Annotated in this window: 18 protein-coding genes; 12 read left to right on the forward strand and 6 right to left on the reverse strand. The window is 53.2% G+C overall.

What is annotated here, in order from left to right; all coding sequences use genetic code 11:
* Positions 1-21: 21 nt before the first annotated feature.
* Genes F3J29_RS20755 through gpmM form a run of 3 tightly spaced genes read right to left on the reverse strand, consistent with a single transcriptional unit; the run spans position 22 to position 3780 of the window.
* Complete coding sequence (locus F3J29_RS20755) at positions 22-912, reverse strand: divergent polysaccharide deacetylase family protein (protein ID WP_286175465.1); 891 nt, start codon at positions 910-912, stop codon at positions 22-24.
* A gap of 48 nt (positions 913-960) precedes the next feature.
* Complete coding sequence (envC, locus tag F3J29_RS20760) at positions 961-2223, reverse strand: murein hydrolase activator EnvC (protein ID WP_166868939.1); 1263 nt, start codon at positions 2221-2223, stop codon at positions 961-963.
* Between the two features lie 9 nt (positions 2224-2232).
* Positions 2233-3780, reverse strand: a complete 1548-nt coding sequence (gene gpmM, locus F3J29_RS20765; RefSeq protein WP_166868941.1) for a 2,3-bisphosphoglycerate-independent phosphoglycerate mutase — start codon at positions 3778-3780, stop codon at positions 2233-2235.
* 247 nt (positions 3781-4027) lie between these two features.
* On the opposite strand from gpmM, the gene F3J29_RS20770 reads away from it, so the two are divergent.
* From F3J29_RS20770 to cysE, 5 genes are all read left to right on the forward strand, one after another.
* Complete coding sequence (locus F3J29_RS20770) at positions 4028-4459, forward strand: rhodanese-like domain-containing protein (protein WP_166868943.1); 432 nt, start codon at positions 4028-4030, stop codon at positions 4457-4459.
* Positions 4460-4480: 21 nt separating this feature from the next.
* Positions 4481-4732, forward strand: coding sequence for a glutaredoxin 3 (gene grxC / locus F3J29_RS20775; RefSeq protein ID WP_008457480.1), 252 nt, complete (start codon positions 4481-4483; stop codon positions 4730-4732).
* Between the two features lie 56 nt (positions 4733-4788).
* Positions 4789-5256 (forward strand): protein-export chaperone SecB, encoded by a 468-nt coding sequence (gene secB / locus F3J29_RS20780; protein WP_008457481.1) that lies wholly within the window; start codon positions 4789-4791, stop codon positions 5254-5256.
* Positions 5256-6275: an NAD(P)H-dependent glycerol-3-phosphate dehydrogenase gene (gene gpsA, locus F3J29_RS20785; protein ID WP_166868944.1), complete on the forward strand. Its 1020-nt coding sequence runs from the start codon at positions 5256-5258 to the stop codon at positions 6273-6275. The genes secB and gpsA overlap by 1 nt, the downstream gene beginning before the upstream one ends.
* Positions 6276-6353: 78 nt before the next feature.
* Complete coding sequence (cysE, locus tag F3J29_RS20790) at positions 6354-7169, forward strand: serine O-acetyltransferase (protein WP_008457483.1); 816 nt, start codon at positions 6354-6356, stop codon at positions 7167-7169.
* Here cysE and trmL read toward each other — a convergent pair.
* The 3 genes from trmL to cpxR all read right to left on the reverse strand — a co-directional run bounded on the left by trmL (position 7166) and on the right by cpxR (position 9807).
* Complete coding sequence (trmL, locus tag F3J29_RS20795; RefSeq protein ID WP_166868946.1) at positions 7166-7639, reverse strand: tRNA (uridine(34)/cytosine(34)/5-carboxymethylaminomethyluridine(34)-2'-O)-methyltransferase TrmL; 474 nt, start codon at positions 7637-7639, stop codon at positions 7166-7168. The two genes, cysE and trmL, sit on opposite strands and share 4 nt — an antisense overlap.
* A gap of 102 nt (positions 7640-7741) precedes the next feature.
* A complete protein-coding gene (gene cpxA / locus F3J29_RS20800) occupies positions 7742-9112 on the reverse strand; it encodes an envelope stress sensor histidine kinase CpxA (RefSeq protein ID WP_008457485.1) in 1371 nt (456 codons plus the stop codon).
* Positions 9109-9807 carry an envelope stress response regulator transcription factor CpxR gene (gene cpxR, locus F3J29_RS20805; RefSeq protein ID WP_008457487.1) on the reverse strand — a complete coding sequence of 233 codons (699 nt, stop codon included), beginning with the start codon at positions 9805-9807 and terminating at the stop codon, positions 9109-9111. Before cpxR ends, cpxA begins: the two co-directional genes overlap by 4 nt.
* A 151-nt stretch (positions 9808-9958) precedes the next feature.
* Between cpxR and cpxP the strand changes: the two genes are divergently transcribed.
* The 7 genes from cpxP to F3J29_RS20840 all read left to right on the forward strand — a co-directional run bounded on the left by cpxP (position 9959) and on the right by F3J29_RS20840 (position 17496).
* The gene (gene cpxP / locus F3J29_RS20810) at positions 9959-10468 is read left to right on the forward strand and encodes a cell-envelope stress modulator CpxP (protein ID WP_008457489.1); all 510 of its coding nucleotides are present in this window, start codon (positions 9959-9961) and stop codon (positions 10466-10468) included.
* A gap of 123 nt (positions 10469-10591) precedes the next feature.
* The gene (gene fieF / locus F3J29_RS20815; RefSeq protein ID WP_166868950.1) at positions 10592-11494 is read left to right on the forward strand and encodes a CDF family cation-efflux transporter FieF; all 903 of its coding nucleotides are present in this window, start codon (positions 10592-10594) and stop codon (positions 11492-11494) included.
* A gap of 182 nt (positions 11495-11676) precedes the next feature.
* Entirely contained in the window at positions 11677-12639 is a 963-nt protein-coding gene (gene pfkA, locus F3J29_RS20820; protein WP_008457500.1) for a 6-phosphofructokinase, read from the forward strand.
* Positions 12640-12790: 151 nt separating this feature from the next.
* Complete coding sequence (locus tag F3J29_RS20825) at positions 12791-13780, forward strand: sulfate ABC transporter substrate-binding protein (RefSeq protein ID WP_039299158.1); 990 nt, start codon at positions 12791-12793, stop codon at positions 13778-13780.
* 363 nt (positions 13781-14143) lie between these two features.
* Positions 14144-15478, forward strand: a complete 1335-nt coding sequence (locus F3J29_RS20830; RefSeq protein ID WP_166868952.1) for an MFS transporter — start codon at positions 14144-14146, stop codon at positions 15476-15478.
* A 10-nt stretch (positions 15479-15488) separates the two neighbouring features.
* Positions 15489-16466 (forward strand): PfkB family carbohydrate kinase, encoded by a 978-nt coding sequence (locus F3J29_RS20835; protein ID WP_166868954.1) that lies wholly within the window; start codon positions 15489-15491, stop codon positions 16464-16466.
* Positions 16456-17496 carry an ADP-ribosylglycohydrolase family protein gene (locus F3J29_RS20840; protein ID WP_166868956.1) on the forward strand — a complete coding sequence of 347 codons (1041 nt, stop codon included), beginning with the start codon at positions 16456-16458 and terminating at the stop codon, positions 17494-17496. Before F3J29_RS20835 ends, F3J29_RS20840 begins: the two co-directional genes overlap by 11 nt.
* Positions 17497-17526 lie beyond the last annotated feature (30 nt).

A 17526-nucleotide genomic window follows, 5' to 3' on the forward strand; every position in this document is an offset into this window, starting at 1 on the left:
TTGCGCCCTCTGGTTTTTCAATCAGGCCTGTTTGCCCCAACCCTGCCACTGATGCTGGAGATATTGCGCCAGCGCGCTCTCGGCAATACTTTCACTGATGACTTTAAAGTAGGTGGTGGCGTACACCGGCTCGATAGGCTGTTTCGGTTTGCATACCTTCACACCGCGGAACGGGTTACGCGGCGGTGGCAGTTTGCCCGGCTGAGTATTATTCGGCGTTGAGGTATCTACCTGTGGCTCATTAAGCAGGCTGCTCGGCCGCACCAGCGTGATGTCCGGAGGCAGGTTGTACACCATCTGCTGGAGGACACGAACGGTTGAAGGGTGAGGGTGACCGATGGCGATCGCTGACCCGGTTTTGCGAGCAAGCTGGATAGCGCGATTGAACTGAAAGCGAATATCTGCTTCGTTCTGAGTATCGTCGAGGAACACTTTCCGCTTAATCACTTTGACACGCGTACCGGCCGCGGCGCGCGTTGCCTGACTGTTGCCGATGGTCATGCTGTCCAGAAAATAGAGATTGTATTGCTCCAGCGACTGCATCACCTTTTGCATGCCGAACAGGCTGGAGGTCATCGCGCTGCCCATATGGTTATTCATCCCAACCGCATAAGGAACTTTGTTCACCGCGTCGCGGATAATGCGTTCGATTTCGCTGCTGCTCATGTCCGGGCGGAGCGTATCTTTCTCAAGCGGCTGTTTGCTGAGCGGCGCCATCGGCAGGTGGATCAGGACTTCGTGCCCGGCATTATGGGCTTTGGTGGCCATTTCGCGAGCGTGTGGCGCGTTAGGTAGCACAGCGACAGAGACGTTAGTCGGCAGGGCCAACACCTGGTTTTCCTGCTGAGGACGATAACCAAAGTCATCAATGACTATTGAGAGCTTACCGGCCCACGCGGAGGTTGCCAGCATTAGCCCGCTGGCGGCGGCGAAAAAAATGGTGCGGAACTGAGGCAAAACTTATCTTCCCAACCACGGTTGTGGATTCACTGCCTGGCCCTGGCGACGAATTTCGAAATAGAGTGACGGACGGCCCTGGCCGCCACTGCTACCGACCAGCGCAATAGGCTGCCCGGCACGCACCTGGGTGCCGACGCTAACCAACGCGCTCTGGTTGTAGCCGTAGAGACTCATATCGCCTTTACCGTGTTCAATAACGACCACAAGACCATAGCCCTGAAGCCAGTCGGCAAGGATCACGCGCCCGTCAGCAATAGCTTTAACTTCCGTGCCTTCCGACGCCGCAATAACGATACCTTTCCAACGTAGTTCACCTTGCAGCTGTTCGCCATAGCGATGCAGCAATGAACCGCGAACCGGCCAGTATGCCTGCCCACGTGGCGCACCCAGGCCACCTGTTCTTGACATCAATGAACGCTCACTTTCGGTTGGCTTGTAGGTTGTGCCTTTGTTGGAGGCTTCCTGCTGCTTATTGCGAACCTGCTCTGCTTCGCGTGCCTCACGCTCGGCTCGAGCTTTTGCCGCGGCTTCAGCACGGGCAATCTGATTTTGTAAGCGCGTCTGGTTCTGGCGCATCTCAGTCAGCTTCTGCTGATCCTGTTGAATGGAGGACTCCAGGCCTGCCAGCGTCTTTTTGCGTTCGTTGCGGGCGCTCTCCAGCCTGGCCTGTTGCGCCTGCTGGTCATACAGCAAGGTTTGCTGCTCGCTTTGCTTACTTTCCAGCTCGGTTTTCTGCTGTGCGGCTTCTGCTTTGGTCTGCTTTAACTCTTCGATAGTCTGCTGACGTGCAGCGTTAAGGTAGCCGAAATAGGCCTGCAGGCGCTGGCCACGTTGGCTTTCTTCACCGCTAAGAATCAACTGAATACCGGTATGCTGGCCCTGACGAAATGCCGCATCCAGCTGTGCCGCCAGGTTACGTTCCTGAGTTGCCTGCTGTTTTTGCAGTTTGGCGAGGGAGTTATTCAGCGTCGCGATTTGATTGTTTAAATCCGCAAGAGTGTTTTGGGTTTCACGCAGTTTACGGCTGGCTGCGGAAATCGCTTCTTCCTGAGCTTTAAGCTGAGCGAGCAAAACGGAACGTTGCTGCTGCTGCTGTTGCACCGCACGCTCTTTGGCAGCGATATCTTGTTGGATGGATTGCAACTGCTGCTTGTCGTCAGCGTGGCTGGAAAAAGGCAATAACAAGACGCCAGCGCTAAACACGCTGGCGTAGATAGCGGGCTTCACAGCCCATGTCTTTGAAAAAATCGCCTTTCCCCTCATGGGGAGGGATTATTCCACGATGAACAGCGGCTTGCCAGTCATCTCGTGCGGGATTTCCATTCCCATCAGGCTCAACATGGTTGGCGCGATGTCAGAAAGCTTGCCGCCAGCGACAGCTTTCAGCTTTTTTTCACCTACGTAGATCAGCGGAACCGGCAGGCTGGTGTGCGCGGTATGGGCCTGGCCGGTAGCCGGGTCGCGCATTTGCTCTGCGTTACCGTGGTCTGCGGTGATCAGCAGCTGGCCGCCAACGGCCTCAACGGCTTTAACGACCTGGGCGATACAGTTATCCAGAGCTTCAACGGCGGAAATAGCGGCATCATAGACGCCGGTATGGCCAACCATATCACCGTTAGGGTAGTTGCAGATAATGGTGTCGTACTTGCCGCTGTTGATGGCACTCAACAGCTTGTCGGTCAGCTCTGCGGAGCTCATTTCAGGCTGCAAATCGTAGGTCGCCACTTTCGGAGAATTCACCAGCACGCGGTCTTCACCAGCGAACGGTTCTTCAACCCCACCGTTGTAGAAGAATGTCACATGCGCGTATTTCTCGGTTTCCGAGATGCGAAGCTGGGTTTTGTTGTGTTTCGCCATCCACTCACCGAAGGTATTGGACAGTGAAGCAGGTGGGTAAGCGCAGGCCGTTTTAATGTCTGCGGCGTATTCGGTCAGCATCACGAAATCGCCAAACTGCACCACTTTTTTGCGCTTGAAACCGTCGAAATCGGCGTTAACGAAGGCGCGCGTGATCTGACGGGCACGGTCAGCGCGGAAGTTCATGAAGATAAGCGCATCACCGTCGTTCATAGCAGATTCGGCTTCACCTGCGGCGCGAATCACGGTTGGCTTAACAAATTCATCGTTTTCGTCACGGGCGTAAGCGGCTTCCAGACCAGCAACCGCATTGTCTGCCTGGAATTCACCTTTGGCCTGAGTCATCAGGTCGTAAGCCAGCTCAACGCGATCCCAGCGGTTGTCGCGGTCCATGGCGTAATAGCGCCCAATCAGCGTGGCGACACGGCCTTTGCCCAGCTCGGCGAACTTATCGGCAAATTTCTTCAGGGAAGACTCAGCGCTACGCGGTGGCGTGTCACGGCCATCAAGGAAAGCATGCAGGTAGATGGCTTCGGCACCTCGTTCGGCGGCCAGCTCAATCATCGCAAGGATATGGTCTTCATGGCTGTGAACGCCACCGGGAGAGACCAGGCCCATGATGTGTACTGCTTTACCGGCGGCAACGGCTTTATCAACCGCTCCAGTCAATACCGGGTTAGCAAAGAAAGTACGTTCTTTAATTTCAACGTCCAGGCGAGTGAGATCCTGATAAACGATGCGGCCAGCCCCGAGATTAACGTGGCCCACTTCGGAGTTACCCATTTGCCCATCCGGCAGGCCGACTTCCAGGCCTGATGCGTTGATCAGGGTATGCGGACGCTGGGCCCACAGGCTATCCATCACCGGCGTTTTAGCATTAAGAATCGCGTTATCCTGCTGTTCTTCGCGGTGGCCATAGCCATCGAGAATGACCAGGACCATAGGTTTTTTAGTAACCGACATTGCAACAACCTCTGAGTCTAAGACAAAATTTGCGTAATTTTACTACAGTCGATCCGGGCGAATAGCCGCAGAAGATCAAAGAAAGAGGTTGGATGGCGATCGGATTTCATCAGTCTGGTTCTTTTTTTTCGTAACAGCCCGCAGAATCCACATAACATTATTCAGACTGGCTGTAATTGCCACAACGCGAAGGTATACTCCCCACCTGGTTTTCTCATCATTACTTAGTCGGGAGTTACTACCCCCCATGCAAGAAATTATGCAATTCGTTGGCCGCCACCCCATACTTAGTCTGGCGTGGGTTGGCCTGCTGGCCGCGGTACTTTTTATGACCTTTAAAGGTCTGGCTTCTAAAGTCAAAGTGATCACCCGCGGTGAAGCCACTCGCTTAATTAACAAAGAAGATGCGGTGGTTGTTGATGTACGCCAGCGTGATGATTTTCGTAAAGGCCACATTGCAAATTCACTGAACGTGCTGCCAACTGAAATCAAAAGCGGCAGCCTGGGTGAACTTGAAAAACATAAAGCGAAGCCCATTATTGTGGTATGCGCTAACGGTGTTTCTTCACAAGAATCAGCGGCTTTGTTGCACAAGGCTGGTTTTGAGCAGGTTGCGCTGCTAAAAGAAGGCATTGCCGGCTGGAGCGGGGAAAACCTGCCGCTGGTTCGCGGTAAATAATCTGGAAAACTGAGGTAAACCATGGCGAATATTGAGATCTACACCAAAGCGACGTGTCCTTTTTGCCACCGTGCAAAAGCCCTGCTGAATGAAAAAGGCGTGGCGTTCCAGGAATTACCTATTGATGGTGATGCCGCTAAGCGGGAAGAGATGATCAAACGCAGTGGTCGCACCACGGTACCGCAGATTTTTATTGACGCACAGCACATTGGCGGTTGCGATGACTTGTACGCACTGGATGCGCGTGGTGGACTCGATCCCCTGCTGAGCTAGTGTGGTTTGTCTGCCGCGTATCGCAGAGTAAGGACGTTTAAATTTAAGGGTTAACAATGTCAGAACAAAACAATACAGAAATGGGTTTCCAGATTCAGCGTGTTTATACCAAGGATGTCTCTTTCGAAGCACCTAACGCACCGCACGTTTTCCAGAAAGACTGGCAGCCGGAAGTAAAACTGGATCTGGATACTGCATCCAGCCAACTGGCTGAAAATGTTTATGAAGTTGTGCTGCGCGTAACCGTGACCGCTACGCTGGGCGAAGACACCGCTTTCCTGTGCGAAGTTCAGCAGGCGGGTATCTTCTCCGTTGACGGTATCGAAGGCACGCAGCTGGCGCATTGCCTGGGCGCATACTGCCCGAACATTCTGTTCCCATATGCGCGTGAATGTATCACTAGCCTGGTTTCTCGCGGCACTTTCCCGCAGCTGAACCTTGCACCGGTTAACTTCGATGCGTTGTTCATGAACTATCTGCAGCAGCAAGCTGGCGAAGGTGCTGAAAACCATCAGGATGCCTGATGAACAGCCTTAATGCTTCAATGACTGTTATCGGTGCCGGTTCTTACGGCACCGCTCTCGCAATCACCCTTGCGAGAAATGGCCACCACGTTGTGCTTTGGGGTCATGATGCCAAACATATCGCCACGCTGCAGGCCGATCGCTGCAATGCGGCTTTCCTGCCCGATGTCGCTTTTCCCGACACCCTACATCTCGAGAGTGATTTAGCCGTAGCGCTGGCTGCCAGCCGCAATATTTTGGTGGTTGTACCGAGCCATGTGTTCGGGCAAGTGTTGCGTCAAATCAAGCCGCTGATGCGCCCGGACGCACGTGTTGTGTGGGCGACAAAAGGTCTGGAAGCTGAAACGGGTCGATTACTGCAGGACGTAGCCCGTGAGGCGCTGGGGGATGATGTTCCTCTGGCCGTTATTTCTGGCCCGACATTCGCTAAAGAGCTGGCAGCAGGTTTACCGACGGCGATTGCGCTTGCGGCGACCGACGACCCGTTTGCGGACGATCTTCAACATCTGCTGCACTGTGGTAAAAGTTTTCGCGTCTACAGCAATCCCGATTTCATTGGCGTTCAGCTTGGCGGTGCGGTGAAAAACGTTATCGCTATTGGCGCAGGGATGTCGGACGGCATCGGGTTTGGCGCCAATGCGCGTACCGCGCTTATCACTCGTGGTCTCGCGGAGATGACTCGCCTTGGCAGAGCACTTGGTGCTTCGCCGGAAACCTTTATGGGGATGGCCGGCCTTGGCGATCTGGTGCTGACCTGTACCGACAACCAGTCCCGCAACCGTCGCTTTGGCATGATGCTCGGTCAGGGAATGGATGTGGACGGTGCACAGCAAAAGATTGGCCAGGTGGTTGAAGGCTATCGCAATACCAAAGAAGTTCGCGAGCTGGCGGCTCGGGTAGGCGTCGAAATGCCAATAACCGAGGAAATTTATCAGGTATTGTATTGCGGAAAAAATGCGCGCGAGGCAGCATTAACGTTGCTTGGTCGTACTCGTAAGGATGAACGAAGCGGCAAATGAAGGATCGCTTAATACACCGCAATAACTGAAACGTCCCGACCCTGGTGTCGGGCGTTGTTTTTATGTCTGGAGAGAGCAATGTCGTCTGAAGAACTGGATTTGGTGTGGAGCAATATTAAAGCCGAAGCGCGAGCGCTTGCGGATTGTGAACCCATGTTGGCCAGTTTTTATCATGCGACGCTCCTCAAGCACGATAATCTTGGAAACGCGCTTAGCTACATGCTGGCCAATAAGCTGGCTTCGCCGATCATGCCAGCAATTGCTATTCGTGAAGTTGTCGAAGAAGCCTACGCTGCCGATCCGCAGATGATTGCTTCTGCGGCTTGCGACATTCAGGCTGTTCGCACCCGTGACCCGGCAGTAGACAAGTATTCAACGCCGCTGCTTTATCTTAAAGGCTTTCATGCGTTGCAGGCGTATCGTATTGGTCATTGGCTTTGGCTACAGGGCCGGCAGGCGCTGGCTATCTTCTTGCAGAACCAGGTCTCCGTCTCTTTCCAGGTTGATATTCATCCTGCGGCAAAAATTGGGTGTGGGATCATGCTTGACCATGCCACCGGGATTGTCATTGGTGAGACTGCGGTAGTCGAGAACGATGTGTCTATTCTGCAATCGGTCACGCTGGGCGGTACCGGTAAAACCAGTGGCGATCGCCATCCGAAAATCCGCGAAGGCGTAATGATTGGTGCGGGTGCCAAGATCCTCGGCAATATTGAGGTCGGCACCGGCGCAAAAATTGGTGCAGGCTCCGTCGTGCTACAGCCTGTTCCCCCGCATACAACGGCAGCCGGCGTGCCGGCGCGAATCGTGGGTACGCCGGGAAGTGACAAGCCAGCGATAGATATGGATCAGCACTTCAACGGCGCAGGCTTTGAATACGGCGACGGCATTTAGCTTCTGAGAACAGCGCCTTGATACCCTAGCTGGCGCCAGGCTTCATAGACCACCACGGACACCGAGTTAGAGAGGTTCATGCTGCGGCTGTCCGGCATCATGGGAATGCGAATCTTTTGTTCGGGTGGCATAGCGTTCAGTATCTCAGCGGGTAGCCCGCGAGTTTCCGGGCCAAACATCAAATAATCCCCAGCCTGATAGCTCACATCACTGTGGGCGGGCGTTCCCTTGGTCGTTAAAGCAAACAGGCGCTGAGGGTTTTCGGCTTCCAGAAAAGCGTTATAGTCGTGATGGCGCAGCACTGTCGTAAATTCGTGATAATCCAGCCCGGCGCGACGCAGGCGTTTATCATCCCAGGGAAAGCCCATCGGCTCAATGATATGCAGGCGGAAACCAGTGTTGGCACACAGGCGGATAATGTTCCCGGTATTGGGCGGAATTTCAGGCTCAAACAAAACGATATTTAACATACAACCCCCATCAACTAGGGGCGAAGAATAGCAAAATAGCTACTGAGCAGAAACGAAAACAGGCTCCGTAGAGCCTGTTATAGCGAATATTTTTCCTGCTTGTCAGCGGTGATAAAGCGGTAGCCAGAGCGTCAGGCGAAGGCCTCCAAGCGGGCTGTCGTCAGCTTTTACCCAGCCACGATGCTGCTGCACGGCAGTTTCGACGATGGCCAGACCTAAGCCTGTACCACCCGACTCACGATCGCGCGCTTCATCCGTACGATAAAACGGACGGAAAATCTGCTCTCTGTCTTCCGGACTGACGCCCGGGCCGTCATCGTCAACGGTGACGGTAATGCCCTGATTATCGACGGAGAAATTCACAGCTATCTTGGTGTGCGAGTAACGCAGAGCATTGCGAACAATATTCTCCAGCGCACTTTCCAGGGCATTTGGGTTACCGTACATCAGCCACGGACCCGGCGGGTAGGTGACTTCCAGCGACTTACCCATTTGCTCTGCTTCAAACGCAGCGTTATCCAGCATTTCTGCCCAGATTTGGTTCGCTTTCATTGTTTCGCTGACCAGCGCATTTTTTTGCTGATTGCGCGACATCACCAGCAGGTCATTAATCATGCCGTCCAGACGCTGGGCTTCTGTTTCTATGCGTCCCAACTCTTTGCTCTCACCGCTGCGGCGACGCAGTAGCGCGGTTCCAAGCTGCAGGCGGGTCAGCGGCGTGCGGAGTTCATGGGAGATATCCGACAACAACCTCTGCTGCGCCGTCATCATTCGCTCCAACGCAGTCACCATTTGGTTGAAGCTCGCGCCCGCGGCCTGGAATTCCTGTGGCCCAGCCTCGAGTTCCGGATGCTGGCGTAAGTTGCCCTGGGCCACTTCATCTGCCGCATTCTTCAGCTTACGGGCGGGTTTCGCAAGGCTCCAGGCCAGCCAAAGTAGCAGCGGAGAACTTACCAACATGGTGACAATCAGCAGCAGCAAAGGGCGGTCGAACAGCAGGTTGATGAAGTCAGATTGCGAGCTACTGGCCGGGCGAATCAGGTAAAGTTGGTAGTTATCTTCACCATCTCGCACCGAAAAGGGCCCAACTAGTTCAACTCGACCATATTTCTTTTTCTGGGGGTGATCGGCGTTATCGGACTGACCGATAAAGTTACGGATGATCTGCATTTCGTTGCGTTGGGCGCCAATGACGCGCCCTTCGCTGGTGACCAGCAGCAAACGCTGGCCTGGAGGTGCCCATTTGTCGATGGCACGGAACAGACGCCGCCACCACATCAAATCGTTCGGTGGATCGGTTGCCAGCTCCGCTTCGACGTGTTGCTCAATCATGTAGCCCTGACGTTGCTCATTTTCCATCAGCTCGGTCATCTGGCGTGAATCCAGCTTCGGCAGCATTAAAACTAACATCAGTACCAGAGCCAGCGTCAGCCAGAAGATGGCAAAAATGCGCGCGGTAAGGCTACTTATCATGAAGCGGAAACCATCAGATAGCCGCGACCACGTAAGGTTTTAAACCACGGATGGCCGTCTTTGCGATCCGGTAATTTACGACGCAGGTTGGAAATATGCATGTCTATCGCACGGTCAAACGGAGTTAAGCGTTTACCCAGAACTTCCTGGCTCAGGTGTTCACGTGAAACTACCTGACCCAGATGCTGAGCAAGGAGATACAGCAGCGTGAATTCGGTACCGGTTAAGTCCAGCGCTTGTCCGTCGAAACTCGCTTCCTGGCGGCCTGGATTGAGACTCAGCCCATCGACTTCTACCGTCGGTGAACTGCTATCGCTGTTTTGTTGCTGTTCGCTCCAGTGTGAACGACGCAGGATGGCACGAATACGGGCGACCAGCTCACGATCGTTAAAGGGTTTTGGTAAGTAGTCATCGGCACCCAGCTCAAGGCCAAGTACGCGGTCAAGTTCGCTACCGCGAGCGGTAAGCATAATAACGGGTGTTTGGTGTGTCTGGCGAAGTTCTTTCAACGTATCAATACCATTTTTCTTAGGCATCATTACGTCAAGCAATAACAGGTCGATGCTGTCGTCCAGAAGCGTCAACGCTTGCTCACCATCATGAGCAACAATCACGTCAAAACCTTCCATGTCGAGCAATTCCTTTAGCAGGGAAGTCAGCTCTCGGTCATCATCAACTAACAGGATTTTATTCATTGTGAAATTACCTCCGAGGCAGAAATTACGTCATCAAGGCGCGCTAATCCATGACTTTACGTTGTTTTACACCCCCTGACGCTAGTTTGCAGCGGGAATCGTAGACTGGCTCTCGTTGAATCGCAGCACACAAAGATTTCGGGAGCAAGTGATGCGCAATGTTACCGCTGTCGTCATGGCCTCAACACTGGCATTTATCTCTTTAGCCAGCTCAGCCGATGATTTGCCGACCGGCGTTAACTGGCCACAAAGCGACAATCTGGCAAAACGAAACAACGCTCAGAATCACATGTTTGACGGCATAAGTTTGACTGAGCAACAGCGCCAACAGATGCGAGATCTTATGCACCGGGCAAGGCATGATAGCCCACCCGTTAATGTTAGCGAAATGGAGATCATGCATCGCCTGATCACCGCAGATAAATTTGATGAAGTGGCAGTAAAAGCTCAGGCTGAAAAAATGGCACAAGAACAGGTTGCCCGCCAGGTTGAGATGGCAAAAGTACGCAACCAAATGTACCACTTACTCAGTCCAGAGCAGCAAGCCGCTTTAAATGAGAAACACCAGCAGCGCATGGACCATCTCCGTGAACTGTCTGAACTGCAGCAGGGCGTTTCGCTGCAGGCAATGAGTAGTAGCAGTACCCGTAGTAACCAGTAACAAACCCTGTTTTCCTTGCCATAGACACCATCCCTGTCTTCCCCGCCTCACCAGGCGGGTTTTTTTTGCCCGACGCTCAGACCTGATCCGCTATACTAGCGGCATTCACCTGCGGGAGCCCCCATGAATCAACAATATGGGCAGCTGGTTAGCCGGGCTGCAATCGCGGCGACCGTCATGGCGTCGTTGCTACTGTTAATAAAAATTTTCGCCTGGTGGTATACCGGCTCGGTCAGTATCCTGGCGGCGCTGGTGGATTCACTGGTCGATATCGCTGCTTCATTGACGAATTTGCTTGTGGTGCGCTATTCGCTCCAGCCGGCAGATGAAGAGCATACGTTTGGTCACGGTAAAGCGGAGTCACTAGCCGCCCTTGCTCAAAGCATGTTCATTTCGGGCTCTGCGCTGTTCCTGTTTTTAACCGGTATTCAGCATCTGGCCGATCCTGCACCGATGAAAGATCCTGGCATTGGTGTGGCGGTGACGATTGTGTCACTGATAAGCACCTTAATTTTGGTGACGTTCCAGCGCTGGGTGGTACGAAAAACACAAAGCCAGGCCGTCCGGGCCGATATGCTTCATTATCAGTCTGATGTTATGATGAATGGCGCAATTCTTATTGCGCTGGCTCTTTCCTGGTACGGTTGGCATCGTGCTGATTCGCTGTTTGCTTTGGGTATTGGCGTGTACATTTTGTATAGCGCGCTGCAAATGGGTTATGAAGCCGTGCAATCGCTGCTTGATCGGGCGTTACCAGACGAGGAACGTCAGGCTATTATTGATATCGTGAACGCGTGGCCTGGCGTCAGAGGAGCACACGATCTCCGAACGCGGCAGTCAGGGCCGACCCGCTTTATACAGCTTCATATTGAGATGGAAGATAATTTACCGCTGGTTCAGGCGCACGTTGTTGCTGAACAGGTGGAGCAGGCGATTCTGCATCGTTTTCCAGGATCGGATGTGATTATCCATCAGGATCCTTGCTCTGTTGTTCCAACGGGACGGCAGGGGCATTTCGAGCTTTAGTTTTACGTTGGAAAGTTGGCGCTGACTGGCAGTTTTTGCATAATGTACCGCCATTTGGCCTGACCTGAATCAATTCAGCTGGGAGCCGTTGTTATACTATTTGGGCAGCGTCGAAGTTTCGGATTGCCCGCAGCGTTTTCCGGCAACAGGATTAATTTTGCTTTCAAAGTTCAGAGGTAGTCATGATCAAAAAAATTGGTGTGTTGACGAGTGGCGGTGATGCGCCGGGCATGAACGCGGCTATCCGCGGTGTGGTGCGTGCAGCGCTGTCAGAAGGTTTGGAAGTCATGGGTGTCTATGATGGCTACCTGGGTCTGTACGAAGATCGCATGGTGCAGCTCGACCGCTATAGCGTGTCCGACATGATCAACCGTGGCGGTACATTCCTCGGCTCCGCTCGCTTCCCTGAGTTCCGTGATGAAAACATCCGCGCCGTGGCTATCGAAAACTTGAAAAAACGCGGCATTGATGCGCTGGTAGTTATCGGCGGCGATGGTTCTTACATGGGGGCAATGCGCCTGACCGAAATGGGCTTCCCTTGCATCGGCCTGCCGGGCACCATCGATAACGATATCAAAGGCACCGACTACACCATTGGTTACTTCACTGCGCTGGAAACCGTAGTTGAGGCGATTGACCGCCTGCGTGATACCTCCTCTTCACACCAGCGTATCTCTATCGTTGAAGTGATGGGACGTTACTGCGGTGACCTTACTCTGGCTGCGGCTATCGCCGGTGGCTGTGAGTTTGTGGTGCTGCCGGAAGTTGAATTCAGCCGTGAAGATCTGGTGGCAGAAATCAAAGCTGGCATTGCGAAAGGTAAGAAACACGCTATTGTGGCTATCACCGAGCACATTTGCGATGTTGATGAACTGGCTAAATACATCGAAACCGAAACCAAGCGCGAAACCCGCGCTACCGTTCTGGGCCACATCCAGCGCGGAGGTTCTCCGGTAGCGTATGACCGTATCCTTGCATCTCGTATGGGTGCTTATTCCATCGAACTGCTGCTGCAGGGCTTTGGCGGTCGCTGCGTAGGTATTCAGAACGAAAAACTGGTTCACCATGACATCATCGACGCGATTGAAAATATGAAGCGTCCGTTTAAAGGTGACTGGCTGGATTGCGCTAAAAAGCTGTACTAAGCCGAGGTGCTGTCAGCGAAAACCGGGCATGGCCCGGTTTTTTATTACCTGTTATATCGCCAAAAGTTATAGCCAATCTTTTTTTTTTCTTTAATCATTGAAATGGTTTCTGGCAGGCTGACTGCATCAAACTTCATAAAGAGAGCGGGCGATGAACAAGTGGGGCGTGGGTTTAACATTACTTTTGGCTTCTGGTGGCGTACTGGCGAAGGATATTCAGTTACTCAACGTGTCTTACGATCCGACTCGTGAACTGTATGAAGAATACAACAAAGCGTTCAGCGCTCACTGGAAGCAGCAAACCGGTGATACGGTCACCGTGCGCCAGTCTCACGGCGGATCCGGGAAGCAGGCAACGTCGGTCATCAATGGTATTGAAGCCGACGTTGTGACCCTGGCGCTGGCCTATGACGTTGATGCCATCGCCGAGCGCGGGCGCATTGATAAAAACTGGATCAAGCGCCTGCCGGACAATTCTGCGCCATACACATCCACCATTGTATTCCTGGTGCGCAAAGGCAACCCTAAACAAATTCATGACTGGAACGACTTGATCAAACCTGGCGTTTCCGTCATCACGCCAAACCCGAAAAGCTCCGGCGGCGCGCGCTGGAACTATTTAGCGGCGTGGGGTTATGCATTGCACCACAACAATAACGATCAGGCGAAAGCGCAGGACTTCGTTAAAGCCTTATTCAAAAACGTAGAGGTGCTGGACTCCGGTGCCCGTGGTTCGACCAACACCTTTGTTGAACGCGGCATTGGCGATGTGCTGATTGCGTGGGAAAACGAGGCGCTGCTGGCGACCAATGAATTAGGCAAAGACAAATTTGAGATTGTGACCCCGAGCGAATCTATTCTTGCGGAACCGACGGTGTCCGTAGTGGACAAGGTTGTTGAGAAGAAAGGGACTCAGGCCGTGGCGGAAGCCTATCTGAAGTATCTTTACTCGCCTGAAGGCCAGGAGATTGCGGCGAAGAATTACTATCGTCCGCGCGATCCGGAAGTTGCGAAGAAATACGAAAAAGTGTTCCCGAAACTGAAGCTCTACACCATTGATGAAGAGTTTGGTGGCTGGACGAAGGCGCAGCAGGATCACTTCTCTAACGGCGGCAGTTTCGACCAAATCAGCAAGCGTTAAACTCTACTGCACGGTCGGTTAATCACCTGCCGGAGAGTGGAAGAAAAGAACCCGGTAGCTAAGGCTGCCGGGTTTTTTTATTGTGTTCGCTCAGATCACGCGGCATCTTAAATTCATATTGGCTTTTTTTGATCAAAATCACACTCTCATGTCTTGTCCGTGCATCTCATATTTAAATAATGTGAAATCGATCTAAAGATATAAAAGCATACCTTTATATCTTTTTAGGTTGACGTACTCTCCTCCCTGACGCTATCCCCGCGCTGTTCGGCTACAGATACCGTTAAAAAATATTTATTTCACGCAGTTATCTCTTCTCCTGTTCGACATTCTTGCGCCTTACGGTGCCAAAGGAATACCGATATGAAACTGTCAATCGTGGAAAAAGTGGGATTTGGCGCCGGGGATATGGCGATTAACGTAGTGATCGTGGCCATGCAGCTTCTGTTGGCCTATTTCTATACCGATATCTACGGCCTTAAGGCCGCGGATGTCGGCGTATTACTGATAGTTGTGCGCATGATCGACGCTTTTATCGACCCGGCAATGGGGATGCTAACGGATAAAATATCGACACGCTGGGGGCGCTATCGCCCGTGGCTGATTTGGTTTGCTGCGCCGTTCGGCTTTGCCGTTTATCTGATGTTTATTACGCCCGACGTTGCCTATACGGCAAAACTGGCATGGGCCTACTTCACCTATATCCTGATGACCGTGGTCTATACCGCGATCACCATTCCCTATATTTCGCTGATCGGCGTGATCAGTAACGACCCGGTCGAACGGCTGAGCGCCAATGGCTACCGTTTTGTCATGACAAAGATAGCCGCGTTTCTGGTCACTATCGTTGTACCTATGCTGGCAGTGTGGCTGGGACAGGGCAGTAAAGCCCACGGCTACCAGCTTTCGATGGGGTTAATGGGCTTGATGGGAACCCTGCTCTTTGTTTTCTGTTTTTTGACCACCCGCGAGCGCAGCGAACCGGAGTTGCCGTCGCTGGGCATAAAGCAGCAGTTTGCTACTTTGCTGCGCAACGACCAGTGGCTGATTTTGGGCGTAGTCATCATGTTGCTGATGTGTGGCTATGTGATTCGTGGTTCCGTGGCGGCTTATTATGCGAAATATTATCTTGGCGGCGGCGATGCCCTGATATCTCCTTTCCTGACCACTGGCGTAGTCGCCTCTATTCTGGCCATGGTGGTTACCACCTGGGTGACGAAATTCTGGGACAAAATCAAAATGTTCCGTTACACCCAATTGATCACTTTTGCTCTGAGCTTCGCGATGTATTTCAGCGTCGGTCAGCAGAACCTGGTTCTCGCATTCATCTTCTACTTCCTGATCAACTTCTTCTGCGACATGCAAATGCCGGTGTTTTGGTCCTCGATTGCTGAGGCGGTGGATTACGGTGAGAAGAAGACCGGATTACGGGTCTCTGGTCTGGCCTTCGGCGGCATCCTGTTCTTCCAGAAATTCGGCATGGGTATCGCGGGCGGTGTACTTGGGTTCTTGCTTAGCCACTTTGGCTATCAGGCCGACGTTCAGCAGAGTGCAAGGTCGCTGGTCGGTATCGCACTGATGATGACGATGATCCCGTCGCTGTTCCACCTGGCCGTCGGGCTATTAATGAAAAAGTATCTGATCAATAACCATTACTACCGTGATATTCAGGCCGATCTGGCTCACCGCCAGGCCTGAGGAGGGCTTTATGCATCAACGCAACAAGGTTTGGGTGATTGGCGATGCTTCGGTGGATCTGATGCCTGAGCAGGTTAATACCTACCTGAAATGCCCCGGTGGCGCATCGGCAAACGTGGCGGTTTGCGTTGCGCGTCTGGGGGGAAACTGCGGATTTATAGGTTGCCTTGGTGACGACGATGCCGGTCACTTTCTGCAGCATACTCTCCGCGATGATGGCGTTGATGTCACGTCATTGCGGCTTGATCCACGGCAAACCAGCGCGGTATTGATTGTGAACCTCACGCCTGAGGGAGAACGCAGCTTTACTTATCTGGTTCATCCAGGGGCTGATGCCTTTGTTTCTCCTCAGGATCTTCCCGAGTTTAGGGCCGACCAATGGTTCTATTTTAGCTCGATAGGGCTGACCGAGAGTCCCGCTCGGGAAGCCTGCCTGGAGGGCGCCCGGCGAATAAAAGAGGCCGGGGGACATGTCATGTTCGACGTTAACCTGCGCATCAACATGTGGCGAGACGCCAGTGAAATCAGGCCTCTACTGGCAAAAGCGATTGGTGAGGCGTCTATCTGCAAAGTGTCTGCGGACGAGCTTTGCTGGCTGGGTGAGGTGGAGCATTGGCAGGATGCCCGTCACCTGATTCGCCAAATGGGCTGCGAGACGACCATTATTTCCCTCGGCGAGCAGGGTGCTCTGCTGGTATCGCCGGAGGGCGAGTTTAGCTTCCCTGCGCCGCAAGTCACCGTGGTGGATACCACCGGAGCGGGAGATGCCTTTGTTGGCGGGCTACTTTACACCCTTTCTCAGTCTGCAGAATGGGATCGCAGGCTGCTTGCGGAGGCAATAGATAACGCCAACGTCTGTGGTGCTATGGCGGTGACGGCCAAAGGGGCAATGACGGCATTGCCTTATCCGGAACAGTTTGCCGCCTTTCGGGCCAGCCATCCGATAAAAAATAACCTCAACCCCTTAGGAGTTATTTATGAACGTTGAACACAACAAAATTCTCGGGTGCCTGATCGGCGCCGCCGCTGCTGATGCTATGGGGGCGGCCACAGAGGTACGAACTCAGCAACAGATTCGCGATTATTTTGGGGGCTGGGTGACCGGCTTCGAAAAGCCGCCTGCCGATACTTTTGGCCGTTGCAATGAAGCAGGGATGTGTACCGACGATTTTATCCAGGCGAAATACATCATTGATGCTTTGCTAAAGCACCAGCGTAAAGTGAGCGATGGCGTAATGCGCGAGGCGTTTCAGCGCTGGCTGGATTACCCGTTCTATGCCAATTTTACCGGCCCCACGACCCGCGCAGCCATGAAAGCTATCTTCAACGATAACCGGGCTTCTTTGCAGGGTGAACTGGAGGGCGAGAAGCAATCCGTCCAGATAGTTAATAAGGGCAATGCGGAAGCGACCAACGGCGCGGCGATGAAAATCTGGCCTGCGGCGGTGCTGCACCCGGGTGATATTGAGGCGGCGATCCAGTCCGCGCTGGACATTACGCGCTTTACCCATAATAACGTGCTGGCGATGTCCGGCGCAGCGGCAATGGCGGCGGCGACCAGCGAAGCGCTGCAAAACGTCACCAGCGCCGAAAGTATTATTGCGGCCGGTATTTATGGTGCAGACCGTGGCTATGCGCTGGCGCAGGAACAAGGGGCGATGATCGTTGCAGGGCCTTCTGTGGCAAGACGCATAGAGCTGGCCGTGTCCATTGGTAAGCGTCACCTGAGCTGGGAAACGGCGATTGTTGAGCTGGCCGATATTATTGGTTCCGGGCTGCATGTCAGCGAAGCCGTGCCCGCCGCATTTGGCCTGTTCGCTTGTTGTCCGGATTCTGCCGTTGATGCTATTATTTCCGGCGTTAACATCGGCAATGATACCGATACCGTCGCCACCATGGTTGGGGCACTTTCCGGCGCTTTCCATGGTGCTGATGCTTTTCCTGCCGATTACTTAACAACCATTAATCGCATGAACCATTTCGATTTGGCAGAACTCGCCAGGCAGATTACAGGCTAACGTTGTGCTCTGTGGGGCGGCTATGCCGTC

Source organism: Enterobacter sp. Cy-643 (assembly GCF_011752815.1).
Lineage (GTDB): Bacteria > Pseudomonadota > Gammaproteobacteria > Enterobacterales > Enterobacteriaceae > Cedecea.